Source organism: Paenibacillus etheri, from assembly GCF_001012825.1.
Lineage (GTDB): Bacteria > Bacillota > Bacilli > Paenibacillales > Paenibacillaceae > Paenibacillus_AQ > Paenibacillus_AQ etheri.
Genome location: NZ_LCZJ02000026.1, coordinates 292,137 through 304,917, shown reverse-complemented (window position 1 = coordinate 304,917; position 12,781 = coordinate 292,137). Strand labels below are relative to the sequence as shown.

At 43.2% G+C, this 12,781-nt stretch carries 9 protein-coding genes and 1 tRNA gene; all 10 read left to right on the top strand.

All coding sequences use genetic code 11. From position 1 onward, the window contains the following. Nucleotides 1-40: 40 nt before the first annotated feature. The 10 genes from UQ64_RS16475 to UQ64_RS16430 all read left to right on the top strand — a co-directional run bounded on the left by UQ64_RS16475 (nt 41) and on the right by UQ64_RS16430 (nt 12,673). Nucleotides 41-1,135 carry an ABC-three component system protein gene (locus tag UQ64_RS16475; RefSeq protein WP_060624524.1) on the top strand — a complete coding sequence of 365 codons (1,095 nt, stop codon included), beginning with the start codon at nt 41-43 and terminating at the stop codon, nt 1,133-1,135. Continuing rightward, nucleotides 1,116-1,610 (top strand): ABC-three component system middle component 2, encoded by a 495-nt coding sequence (locus tag UQ64_RS16470; protein WP_156417580.1) that lies wholly within the window; start codon nt 1,116-1,118, stop codon nt 1,608-1,610. The genes UQ64_RS16475 and UQ64_RS16470 overlap by 20 nt, the downstream gene beginning before the upstream one ends. Further along, nucleotides 1,603-3,465, top strand: a complete 1,863-nt coding sequence (locus tag UQ64_RS16465) for a coiled-coil domain-containing protein (RefSeq protein ID WP_060624522.1) — start codon at nt 1,603-1,605, stop codon at nt 3,463-3,465. The genes UQ64_RS16470 and UQ64_RS16465 overlap by 8 nt, the downstream gene beginning before the upstream one ends. 132 nt (nt 3,466-3,597) lie before the next feature. Next, nucleotides 3,598-3,670, top strand: a tRNA-Lys gene (locus tag UQ64_RS16460). Nucleotides 3,671-4,079: 409 nt separating this feature from the next. Then, a complete protein-coding gene (locus tag UQ64_RS16455) occupies nt 4,080-5,861 on the top strand; it encodes a sensor histidine kinase (RefSeq protein ID WP_060624521.1) in 1,782 nt (593 codons plus the stop codon). 35 nt (nt 5,862-5,896) lie between these two features. After that, the gene (locus tag UQ64_RS16450; protein ID WP_060624520.1) at nt 5,897-7,441 is read left to right on the top strand and encodes a response regulator transcription factor; all 1,545 of its coding nucleotides are present in this window, start codon (nt 5,897-5,899) and stop codon (nt 7,439-7,441) included. A 105-nt stretch (nt 7,442-7,546) separates the two neighbouring features. Further along, entirely contained in the window at nt 7,547-8,878 is a 1,332-nt protein-coding gene (locus UQ64_RS16445; protein WP_060624519.1) for an extracellular solute-binding protein, read from the top strand. A 32-nt stretch (nt 8,879-8,910) separates the two neighbouring features. Then, nucleotides 8,911-9,783, top strand: coding sequence for a carbohydrate ABC transporter permease (locus UQ64_RS16440; protein WP_060624518.1), 873 nt, complete (start codon nt 8,911-8,913; stop codon nt 9,781-9,783). A 47-nt stretch (nt 9,784-9,830) separates the two neighbouring features. Next, nucleotides 9,831-10,700, top strand: a complete 870-nt coding sequence (locus tag UQ64_RS16435; RefSeq protein ID WP_082651169.1) for a carbohydrate ABC transporter permease — start codon at nt 9,831-9,833, stop codon at nt 10,698-10,700. A gap of 62 nt (nt 10,701-10,762) precedes the next feature. Next, nucleotides 10,763-12,673, top strand: coding sequence for a beta-N-acetylhexosaminidase (locus UQ64_RS16430; RefSeq protein WP_060624517.1), 1,911 nt, complete (start codon nt 10,763-10,765; stop codon nt 12,671-12,673). Nucleotides 12,674-12,781 lie beyond the last annotated feature (108 nt).

Below are 12,781 nucleotides of genomic sequence, written 5' to 3'. Positions count from 1 at the left end.
TATATCAATTTTGATTTAAAAGGAGTGGAATAACTTCTGTATGGAAACATTTCCTGTGTCCGTTCCAGACAAGCTTAGGGACACTAGTCGAATATTTGATACTACAATTGATCCACTGGTTCGCCTGAGAATTATTGAAGCTGGCGAGTTTGAAGATATAGCATGCGAATGGGCATCTGGCTACTTAACTCAATTTGATAACTATAAAAGTGTTGCTCAAATAGGTGGTTCTAAAGATTCAGGACGCGATATTGTTGCTTATCTTGATGATTCCATGCAAAAATTTGATATTTTTCAGTGTAAGAGATATAAAGATCCTCTTTCTCCGTCAGTTTACATGAGTGAATTTGGAAAGCTCTGCTATTACACAATGATTGGAAAATACAATAAACCCCGAAAATACTTTATTGTCGCGAGCAATGGTATTGGGCAAGATCTAAGAGATCTAGTCGAACATCCAACTAAAATAAATAAAGAGTTGATTGATACTTGGGGTAAATACTGTGCAGGAAAAAGAAAAATATTATCTTCTGGATTACCCTTGTCTCCTGAATTGAAGACATATATACAAGATTTTGATTTTTCTATAGTCGCTGAAATCGCACCTGTAACTTTGCTTGAGCAGTTTGCTAAAACCGGATGGTACAAATATCATTTTGGTGGTGGATTGAAGAAACGTCCAAAAGTTGATAAACCTCAAGAGGAACTTGAAGCTGATGAGTTAAGAATGAAATATGTCGACCAATTATTGCAGGTTTACTCTAATGAAGAGAACATGCCTATTAAGGATATAGATAACCTTAAAACAAAGAGGAATTTGCATAGTCATTTTAAGCGCCAGAGAGAGTGTTTTCATAATTCACAAGCTTTAAAAAGATTTGCTCGTGATGAATTAATAAATGATGATATCTATGATAGTGTTAAAAATCAAGTGTTTCACGGAGTCATATCAACGTGTGAGACGAAACATGAGAGTGACTTGAAACGTGTTGATGAAACTATATCAAGATCTCAGATTCTCCCTATAAGCAGTTCTGAATTAGGAGCCATTAATGTAATGGAGAAAAGTGGTATATGTCATGAGCTGGTTAATGATGGGGAGATGAATTGGATATATGATAACACCCAAGACTAAAATATTTAATTCACCTGAAGAAGTGGGTACAAGAATATTATTTATTCTATCAATATGCAACAAACGAATGAGTTCACAGAGAATAATGTATTATGATTACTTTATTTTACATTTAGGCGATATTGATAACGAATACATCAGCTTGCATCCAGATAATCCAAATCATTCTTCTGAAATAGCGATTCGAAGAAATATTATTAATAATGGGCTGACGTTGTTGGTTTCTAAAGGGTTATTGGATATCAAATACACAAAAAGTGGGATTTATTATAAAAAGAATCAAATAACAGATCCTTTTGTAAAATTATTTTCCAATGGATATGTCGAACATTTAAAGAGAAATATCTCTGTGGTAAACGAAAAGTTTTCTGATTTTTCCGATGTCCAAATTTATAAATATATTAATAAAAACATAGGCTCATGGAAGGGAGAATTTGAAAAAGAATATAATTCAGGGGGGGCTAAGGTTGAATAAGTTTGGAATAATTATAAAAAAATTAGTACTGCAAGGTCCTGGAAAAGAAGATGCCATATTAACCCTTAACAAGGGGTTAAACGTTGTTGCAGGGGCATCTGATACAGGGAAATCCTTTGCCTACGAATGTATCAATTATATTTTGGGTGGTACTGATGTCCCTGAAAAGCCGAAAGAGTCCATTGGCTATGATATTGTACTTTTAGAGTTCATTGATAAAAAGTCAGGTCAAGATATTACATTGAAAAGAAGTCTGGATGAGAATAAAAAAACTAAGATATACTATTATATTTCTGATATTTATCATATTAGCACTGTGTCAGAGGAAATTCTTTCAAGTGATTCTAAGGCTAAAAATAGCTTATCATCAAAGCTTATGAGTTTATGTGATTGTAGTTATGAATACATATTGAAATCAACATCTAAAGGGGAAACAGAGGCTTTTACATTTAGAAAATTTGTCTCTTTGACGATGTTAAATGACTCAAGGATTGCCCAACGTAATTCACCGATATTTCTTGGGGATACAAAACGTGATTCAAATTCGCCTAAAGAAATAGCGGTTTTTTTCACAATATTATCAGGCATTGATTATAAAAAACATGATAAATCTGAAAGCATAGAAGTAAAAAAGGCTCAGCTTAGAGGTAGAATTGAAGAACTCTCCTTTCTATGCAATGAATTAAAGATTAAGGTTGTTCAGATGGAAAAGTCAGTAGCAGATAGTAATGTTGAAAATGTTAATGATAAATTAACTGAAATGGAACTTGTTATTAAGGAATATAAATTACAAATTGAAATACATGAGAAAAATCACAAATTAGTACTAGATGAATATAGACTGCTGGAGATTGAAAAATCAAGAATAAAGGATAACTTATCAAAATTCCGTTTGTTAAAAAAGAACTATGAATCAGATATCGAAAGACTGGATTTTATAGATCAGTCACACAACTACATTGATCAACTTGTCAATATTAAATGCCCAGTGTGTAGTTCTTCAATGGATAATAATGAAGATAATGATAGAACAAAGGAGATTTACTTTATAGCAATAGATAAGGAAAAGCAGAAATTAAAAGCTCACCTTTCTGATTTAGATGATACTATTCTAGACTTTGACAATGATTTATTAGAATACGTTGGAGTAATACAGAGTAAACAAAAAGATATCGAACTACTGGAAAGATTATTAAGTGAACAATCAACCTTTATTTCTAGTAAGATATCTGATTATGAAAAGTATCTAGAAATTAGAGACGATATTAAAGAAATTCAAAAAAGTAGAGATAAGCTAACTGATATGACAAATCGTATTGTAGAACTTACCGACAGAATTAACAACACAAAATCAGATACTAATAAATTTGAAATCAAGAAACTATCCGATGATTTGATGACTGAATTCTGCGATATTATTAAGATATTCCTTGGAAATTGGGGCTTAATCGACAATAAGGATGAAGTCGTATTTAATAAAAAAACAAATGATGTTATCGTTGCAGAAAAAACAAAAGCATCGTATGGAAAAGGTGCTAGAGCAATAATAAATTCAGCGTTTATTTTATCAATAATGGAATATTGTTTTAGCCGTGGGCTTCCTCATCCTGGGTTCGTGATCTTAGACTCTCCATTAACCACGTATAAAGAACGTGACAAAGAGCAAAAATGGAAAAACGAAGAGGTCAATCATAGTATTAAGGAATCCTTTTTTAAGAAGTTAGCTGCCTCTTCCAGCGACTGTCAGATTATTATTTTTGATAATGAAATTCCACCAAAAGATGCGGAAGCCATTACATATCATCACTTCACAGGAAATAAAGAATTAGAACGCACAGGATTCATACCTAACTGATCATCTGTAGATTAAGGAATCAATGACTTGTTTTAAAAATATGGTAGTGTAATACCCCTAGGTGGGAGAGCGCATCGCTGGCAGCGATGAGGTCAGGGGTTCGATCCCCCTTGGCTCCACCAAACTTCATATGGACTCTTAGCTCAGTTGGTAGAGCAGTAGACTCTTAATCTATTTGTCCAGGGTTCGAGCCCCTGAGAGTCCATCCTAAAGAAACGGCAGAAATGCCGTTTTTTTTGCTGTGCGCCGCTTTTAAGTGCGACGGCTTTCAGAAGTTCAGTCAGGAAATAGACCGCATCCTTTGGACTAGGGCGGTCTATTTTTTTGCGCTGAGGTAAGACAGAGTTCTCTCTCCCGGACGGAGGGAATGCCCGCATCATCATGTCACCATCGAAGAATATGCCCCTATCTTTATGCCAAAAACTGCAGTGAACTGGACGATGTCCCGGTGCATCGACGACCTCAAAATTCAGGCAATGCTTCATCAAGTCAACAATAGACTCTAGTCGGGACGAGCGACTTAGGTTATTATGAAAGCGCAAACATGTTTTCTGGAAGTCATGAAAGCTACAGTTTAGCAACAGAGCATAAATGCAATCTGAACGGAGGCTACGATGGAAAACTGGTTGGGTAAATCGTTAAAGCAGAAGCTGAGCTTGTTGATTATTATTTCGGTATTGGTACCGGTGTTGTCTCTGGGACTGTTCTCCTATTATATTGCTGAAAGCTTAACGGAGGAGAAAGCGAAAAGTTCAGGGATGAACACGCTTCGGCAAATTGGGGCCTATTTGGAAAATATGGTGAGCGATGCCGAGAATCTATCACTATTCCTCATCGGCCACCCTGATGTCCAAAGCTATTTGAAAACACCGGAACGCGATTTGCTAAAGCAAACCTCCATCGTTAATTTACTTACAACATTATCGATTTCCAAACCATATATCGCCAATGTCATGATCGAATCAAATGATGATAATAAGCCGTCTGTTTCCTTTAGATCCGTCCTCGAATCAGAATGGACCGATATTCAGAGCGAATATCCCGGTTATTATGAGGAATATCCAAAATGGTGGTCTCCGGTGCATCACTTCGTTACGTCGGACGGCAAAGAGGATGTCATTACGATGTCACGGCCGATTCGCAGCACATCAAAATATTACAATATCGGCATGCTTAAAATTAGCTTGACGCAATCGGTTATCTCTAACCATTTAAAGCAGGCTGGACTAGAGGGTGAAGGCGTCGCCCTGCTGTTGGACGGACAAAACCGGATATTGGCTGGGCCGGAAGGGTATTCGACTAACAAGAACTTGAACGATTATTTTCCCGGAATAGTTGATTTCAAGAGCAAGTCGGGTTCGTTCGATTACCGGGAAGCGGAGGAGCGGAGTACAGTACTGCACTATCAAATGCCGAACGTTAACTGGAGGCTCGTAGGCATCATTCCGGCAAAAGCTTACAGAGCGCAGAACCAGTATTTTTTAACGTTAACTGCAATTGCAGTTAGCATTTCCATGCTCTTTGTCATCGCTTTCGTCCTTGTCCTTATTCAAAAGGTGACGAAACCGTTGTCTGCATTAACGAAGTTTCTTAGAAATTCCAGCCCAGACGAACCGCTGCCGACGCTGCCCGTCACATCGATCGATGAGGTTGGACAACTGATTATTAGCTATAATCGGATGAGCTCGCGAATTATTAATTTAACCGATGAGGTGAAGCACAACGAAGCGTTGAAGAAGGAAGCGGATATGTCGGCGCTTCAAGCGCAGATCAATCCGCATTTTCTATACAATACGTTATCGTCAGTCCACTGGATGGCGCTAATGAAGGGAGACGAAAAAATCGCGGATATGGTCGGCTCATTGAGTGATTTTCTTCGTTTCAGCTTAAATAAGGGACAGGAATATTGTGCAATCAGCCAAGAGATTTTGCATGTAGATCATTATGTGAAGATCCAGTCTATTCGATATCCGGATAAATTTGATTACGAGGCGAATATTCCGGCGGAGTTACTGGATCTGAGAATGCTGAAGCTGCTGCTCCAGCCGCTAATTGAAAATGCGATGATTCATGGCATTTTGAAAAGAGAGGGTAAAGGAAGCATTATCGTTAAAGCGGTGTCAGCGGGAGAGCGTATAACGTTTATTGTTCAGGATGACGGTGTCGGCATGAGCAGGGAAAGATTGGAGCTGTTGAGGGAGAAGGTAAGCGCAAACTTGGGCATTGATCCGCTGAAGAATAATGACTCGGCAGGTAGCAGCTACGGATTGCGCAACGTGCATAATCGGCTACAGCTTCATTATGGGCATGAAGCCGGTTTGCGCATCGAAAGCGAAGAAGGAAGCGGCACTAAAGTTAGTTTTACGATTATACCGCTCCAATCAGAAATCAAATAGACTACAACCTTGTGGGAAGGAAGGAGAATCTGCACATGAAGCTTTTGATAGTAGATGACGAAGTCATTATTAGGACCGGCCTTAGCACGGTTATTAAATGGGAAGAGAATGGCATTGAGCTGCTCGCACCGGCTGCTTCCGCGGAGGAAGCGCTGATGCGCATTCCGATAGAGTGTCCTGACATCATTCTAACCGATATTCGGATGACGGGAATGAGTGGATTGGAATTGTCTCGTGAGGTTAAGCGGAATTTTCCTTACATTGAAATTGTTATATTGTCTGGATTCGATGATTTCGCATATGCACAGCAAGCGATGCGGGAAGGAATAAGTGATTATTTGCTTAAAAATAGCCGTCCTGGTGATATTATGACTTCGGTTATGCGCGTGAAGCAGCGTATCGTCAGCAGACGGGAGGCTGTGCTTCAAGAAGCCATCCATCAAACGGCGTTCCGTTGGAAGCAACTAGACCGGTTTCTTCGCGGGGACAATCTCCTGACGGAGCGTGAAAGTGAGGAACTATTGATCTATTATCCTGAGCTGAGGCTCGGATCGAATATGGAGAAGCTAGAGCTATGGCTAGTTACATCCGCGTCTCCACTGACAATGAAGGAAGAGACGGAAAGTGAAATGAATGAGGCGGCTGCGTTGATTAGGGATTCACTTGGCTGCGTCATTCTGGAGTGGGAATATGGATGGCTGCTTATTTTCCGCAGGGGGCAGCCGGGCGCGAAGCGATTGGTTAAGGCGTCGATGGAGCGGGCGGAGCGTGTTTATCGTCAGCCTTTTTTTGCCGCATGCGGTGTATGGGCCAGCAACGTGGCAGAACTGAGAGAGTCACTTCGCACTGCCGAACAAACCGCCTCGTACCGTTGGTTGGCAGAGGAAGCAAGAATGCTGACCTACGAGGATATTAAAGACCGGAAAGGAATGCGGACCGTTTGTACGGAAGAAGTGGAGAAGAAGCTAACCGCCGTTCTTAGAAGCGGGAGCAGAGAAGTCGTACAGCAGTGGATTAAAGGTGAACTGGCGAGTATTAGGCAGGATGCGGAAGCGACGCCTTGTTCCGTTCAAGCGTATTTGCATTCCTTGATTGTTGGGGGGTACCGCTGGCTAGAGCGTGCAGCAGTATCCGTTGGTCAATCGATGCCGAAGCTTCCACAGATTGAACAGCTGGACATGAAGCTGCTTACTGCGAATCCAGAAGAAACTTTGCAGCAGATGCTGCTTGCAATCCATGCGCAGTATGAACGATTAAACGGCAGCAGGAATGAAGCCATTGACCGAACTGTAGCCTATATACGCGAGCATCTTGCAGACAGCTTGTCTTTGGCGCAGGTAGCGGCAAGCGTACATATGAATCCGAACTATTTTAGCAAGCTGTTTAAACAGGAAACAGGTAAAAACTATATTGAGTATGTAACGGAAGCGAGAATGGAATGGGCTAGCCGTTTGTTGAAGGAAACGCCGGCGAAGGTGAGCGAGATCGCTAAGCGGGTAGGTTACGAGGATATGAAGCATTTTAACCAGCTGTTTAAGCGTTACAGTGGCGAAACTCCTTCGCAATATCGTTCAAGATGAATCGAAGAAGGTGAAAATATCCCCCGTATGGGCTTAATTTTCCCCCCTACGACTTCTCGTCTGTCTTATCTATACTAGGGTTATCACTAAAGGGGGAATATTTGAATGAAGAAGAGACTTGCGTTTGTAACGACAATTATCTTGATGATTGCCCTTTTGGCAACCGCTTGCAACAATAGCGGAAAAAAGGAGCAGAGCAATGAAGACAACAAAAGCTCTGAAGAAAAAACGAAAATATCAATATGGCATAACTTCGCGGGTGACGACCTTCGTGCCAAAGCGGTTAGAGATCTGATCGACAAGTATAAAGAGGAGCATCCAGACGTTGAGGTTGACGCGCAAGCGATTCCGGTTGACGGTTATCGTCAACGCCTAAGCACAGTGGCTGCGGCAAATGAAATGCCAGACGTATTTTTCGTTTATGCGGGCAGCCAATCCCAAGAGTTCTATGATGCCGGTAAGCTTCAACCGATTACAGAGTTGATGGATAAATACCCAGAATGGAAGAACAGTTTCTTGGCAGGGGCATTCGACCGCTATGAGTTTGAAAAAGGACAAATTTTCACAGCGCCGCTCGGTATGTCGGCAACTTCGTTCATGTATTATAACAAAGATCTTTTCGAGAAGCATAGTGTAAAAGTGCCGACCACTTGGGAAGAGATGATGACTGCAATTAAAACGTTCAACGACAACGGCATTACGCCGATTGCCCTCGGCAATAAAGCGCCATGGGTTGCACAATCAACGATTATCGGTTCGTTGGCTGACCGCGTGACGGGCACGGAATGGTTCTTGAAAGCTGCTGCTCAAGATGGAGCGTCTTTTACAGATCCTGTGTTCATTGATGCTTTGGGCAAGTACAAAGAGCTCGTTGACAATAAAGCGTTTCAAGATGGCGCAAACAGCATCGACAACACGCAAGCAGAGCAATACTTCATTCAAGGCAAGGCAGCTATGATGATTAACGGCGCATGGTCGCTTACGAATCTTGCAGCTTCCGCAACTCCTGAGCAGTTGGCACCTATCGAAGTCACAACAATGCCTGGCATAGAAGGTGGAGCAGGCAAAGCGAATACGATTTCCGGAGGTGCCGGCGCTGGCTTCGCACTTAACAAAAATACAAAAGGTGCACAGAAGCAGGCAGCGCTTGATCTGATCTACGCAGTAAGCGGACCGGATGGCCAAAAGGCGATCGCAGAAAGCAACTCGATGGTTATGTACAAAGTAGAACTGGATAAGTCGAAAGTAAGTCCGCTTTACTTCAAAGCTTACGAATTGGCTGTGAATTCCGAAATTACGCCAGTATATGACGCCTATTTATCTGCTGAAGCAGGCGAGGCGATCAACAACGGACTTCAAGAGCTTATGATGGGCGGTAAGCCGGAGGATGTTGCTAAAAAGCTGCAAGATGCGCAAGCGCGTTCGACTAAAAAGTAATCAGACAAAAAAACGTAAAGGAGGCTGTCGCCATGCCTGCATCATTGCGCAGCAGAAGCTTCGTCATCATGGCGCTGCTTCCTGCACTACTCATCTTTATCGTCTTTGCGATCGTTCCGATTTTTTGGTCAGCTTACTACGGTTTCTTTGATTGGAAGGGACTCGGTGCTGCTAAGCTTATCGGGTTGGATAATTATCGAATGATATTAGAGGATCCTGTATTCTGGAGAGCACTGAAAAACAACCTGATCCTTGTTGTCTCGGCAATAATAGGTCAAGTATCGGTCGCATTGCTGCTGTCATTGCTCCTGCTCAAGAACACGATGTTCAATCGGTTGATGCGCTCCGCCGTATTTCTCCCGATGGTGCTGTCTACAGTCGTCGTCGGTCTCATCTGGGGCTATATTTATCACCCGCAAATCGGTTTGCTGAATCAATTATTGGAGACGCTGGGACTGGAATCTTGGAGTCGACCATGGCTAGACGACCCTAAAATCAATATGTTTGCCGTATCGATCCCGATTAACTGGGCGAATATCGGGCCGTATCTCATCATTTTCATCGCAGCACTCCAAAATATCTCTTCAGAAATTGACGATGCTGCGAAGATCGACGGGGCGATTGGCTGGAGGAAGCTGTTGTTCGTGACGCTCCCGATGATTTGGGGAACAGTTGTTGTAACCATCGTACTGTGCATATCTGGAAGTTTGAAGGCATTCGACCATGTTATCGTCATGACGGGCGGCGGACCTGCACAATCGACAGAATTGCTTGCCACATATATGTACAATAACACCTTTACGGTATACCGTTACGGCTACGGCTCTGCGGTATCCACAATGATTATTCTGATTAGCGCCGTGCTCATTGGCCTAAATCATATCATCACGAAGAGACGCGGCTAATGGGCGGTCGGCTAAGGTTAGCCCGGCCGATGAAGGAGTGAATCGCTATGCAAGCAATGATAGACGCTCGGTCGGAGAAGATGAGAGGCTCGCTGTGGCGTAAGCCGTTTTCCGGAATTGCGAAAATTATCCTGTTATTTTATGCCATAATTACGTTGTATCCGCTATACTGGTTAGTAATAAGTGCATTCAAGTCGAATCAGGAATTTTTCAACCGTCCTTATTCCTGGCCGCAGCATTGGCAGTTCGACAATATAATCCGGGCATGGGATCTCGGAAATATGGACCGGGCGCTGCTCAATTCCACAATAGTTACCATCTCAGCGCTGCTGCTGACCATTGTGCTCGGCATGCTTGCAGCTTATGTGCTTGCCCGGTTCCCATTCAAGTTAAGCGGATTTGTAAAAGGATTGTTCTTGCTCGGCATGCTCATTCCAATTCATAGCACGCTCGTTCCGTTGTTTATTTTCATGAACAAGCTCGGGATGCTGAATACGTACTGGTCGCTCATCCTGCCTTATACGGCATTTGAATTACCAATTGCAATCTTCCTCGGAATGGCCTACATCGTATCTATTCCGAGAGAAGTAGAGGAAGCGGCGATGATCGACGGCAACGGCTGGTGGGGAATCTTCGGACGCATTATTTTCCCGTTGTCCCTGCCGATCGTGGCAACGATTACAATTCTTGCATTTTTGAGGTTTTGGAATGACTTCTCCTTTGCGCTCGTATTTATTAATTCTCAAGCGCTGAAGACGCTGCCCCTTAGCTTGGCGCTCTTCTCCGACGGATTCGGAACGGACTACAGCTTAACGATGGGCGCGATGTTTATTGCAGTAATACCAACCATTGTCATCTTTTTGATCTTCCAAGAGCAAATTATGAAAGGCATGGTTGCAGGCTCGGTCAAAGGTTGACACCCTTGATCGAGTTTTTGATGTGATTTTATATTTATTTCATTTTTGTGGAGGGATTGATAGTGAAGTTACATTTTATAGGAGAATTGAGCGAGCTTCAATCAGGGCTTCAGTTGCTGCTTACCGAACTTAAGACAGAATGGTCGGAGGACGGAATTCCCGTTTTGATAGAACCGTCTTCAGGAGAACTGGAAGTTGGCTATGATGGTAAAAGCGCTTATATTCGTTATAGTGCTAAACATCAGTTTTTCCGCGGTTTTGGACTGTTGATTCAGAAGATTAGTGGCGGAGAGCTATTTCAAATTACAGAGCAACAACAATTCGATGCGATTGGTCCGATGTTTGATTTATCGCGCAATGGAGTGCTAACCGTTGAAAGCTTCAAGTTTATGCTGCGCAAAATGGCGCTGATGGGCTTGAATAGCGTCATGCTCTATTTGGAAGACACTTACGAGATAGAAGGCGAGCCTTATTTCGGCTATATGCGCGGCCGCTACTCGGCGGCGGAGCTGAAGGAAATCGACGATTACGCCGATCAATTCGGCATTGAAGCGTTCCCAAGCATTCAGACACTGGCTCATTTGGAGGAATTTCTGAAATGGGAGCCGGTCAAGGAATATAAAGATACAAAAGGCGCGTTGCTAGTTGGAGCGGAGAAGACCGATCGTCTGGTCGAAAATATGATTGTGAGCATTAGCGCACCGTTCCGCAGCCGGAAAATCCACATCGGCATGGATGAAGCGGAAGAGCTTGGACGCGGCAAATTTCTGGATCGCAATGGACATATGAGCCGTTTTGATATTATGACAGGTCATCTGGAGTGGGTGCTCGCAGTAACTAGACGCTTAGGGTTGAAAGCGATGATGTGGAGCGATATGTTCCTGAAGCTGGCTTCGGAGAACGGTGAAGATTATTACGGCCATGAGACGCAAATAACAGAGGAGATGTCGAGCCGCATTCCTAAGGACGTAGATATGGTTTACTGGGACTATAACCACGTCGAGGAGAAGGACTACGAAACATTGATTGCCAAACACCGGCCGCTCGGCAATAATCTTATTTTTGCGGGTGCGGTGTGGGTATTCAATACGTTCGGCGTCAATTACGGGCTATCCTTGCCGGCGACCGATGCAGCGCTGACGGTATGCAAGAAGGAAGGCATACGCGAAGTTTATGCGACGATGTGGGGTGACGACGGAATGGAGAGCAATCCGTACATCGCTTTGCTCGGCTTGCAGTTTTATGCGGAGCATGCTTATTCTTCGTCGACGCCGACTGACAAGGCGCTGGCCGAGCGCGTTCGGTTCTGCACCGGCATCGAGGCGGATGCTTACATGGGACTGAAGTATTTGGACGAGACACCGGGAGCTGCGCCAAATAATCAGAAGCAGAGCAATCCGTCTAAGTTTCTGTTGTATCAGGATGTACTGCTGGGGCTGTTCGACAAACAGATTGATGGGCTAGATATGGCGGCTCATTATGCATGGACGGAAGGCGAAATTGCTAGCCGCAGAAAAGCCGAGGCAGAGCTAGATTACTTGTTCGAGGTGCCGCAAAAGCTGTGTGCGGTGCTGAAGCAGAAGAGCGAAATCGGTCTTGAGCTGAAGCGGGCTTATGACAGTGGAGACAAGGCATTGCTTAGGCGGATTGCTGAGGATGTTTTGCCCGAAATCTCGCTGGGTGTGCAAAAGCTTCGCGCCGCACACCGGAAGCAATGGCTATCAATGTTCAAACCGTTCGGCTGGGAGGTGCTCGATATTCGTTACGGCGGCGTCGTAAACCGGCTGGATACAGCGAGCATGAGGCTGTTAGAATATGCGGATGGAAAGCTCGAGCGGATCGAGGAGCTGGAACAGGAACGATTGCTGTATAGCACGACGAACCGCTTCAATGACAAAGGTGCAGGCTGGTGTAGCTATTATTACCGCATGGCGTCGCCTAACGTCTTTTACCATGTGATCAATCCATTCTAAGTTGAAGAATTATAGAATAAGAAGATAGATAGAGGACAGCTGATTGTGGCTGTCCTATTTTTTAGCTTTGATTATAACATTTAGTATTCTCAAGTAAATTGAAATCAA

Excerpts from the sequence above, each read along its gene's own strand:
- UQ64_RS16475 (WP_060624524.1), top strand. The coding sequence starts at position 41 with ATGGAAACATTTCCTGTGTCCGTTCCAGACAAGCTTAGGGACACTAGT.
- UQ64_RS16470 (WP_156417580.1), top strand. The coding sequence starts at position 1,116 with ATGATAACACCCAAGACTAAAATATTTAATTCACCTGAAGAAGTGGGT.
- UQ64_RS16455 (WP_060624521.1), top strand. The coding sequence starts at position 4,080 with ATGGAAAACTGGTTGGGTAAATCGTTAAAGCAGAAGCTGAGCTTGTTG.
- UQ64_RS16450 (WP_060624520.1), top strand. The coding sequence starts at position 5,897 with ATGAAGCTTTTGATAGTAGATGACGAAGTCATTATTAGGACCGGCCTT.
- UQ64_RS16445 (WP_060624519.1), top strand. The coding sequence starts at position 7,547 with ATGAAGAAGAGACTTGCGTTTGTAACGACAATTATCTTGATGATTGCC.
- UQ64_RS16440 (WP_060624518.1), top strand. The coding sequence starts at position 8,911 with ATGCCTGCATCATTGCGCAGCAGAAGCTTCGTCATCATGGCGCTGCTT.
- UQ64_RS16435 (WP_082651169.1), top strand. The coding sequence starts at position 9,831 with ATGCAAGCAATGATAGACGCTCGGTCGGAGAAGATGAGAGGCTCGCTG.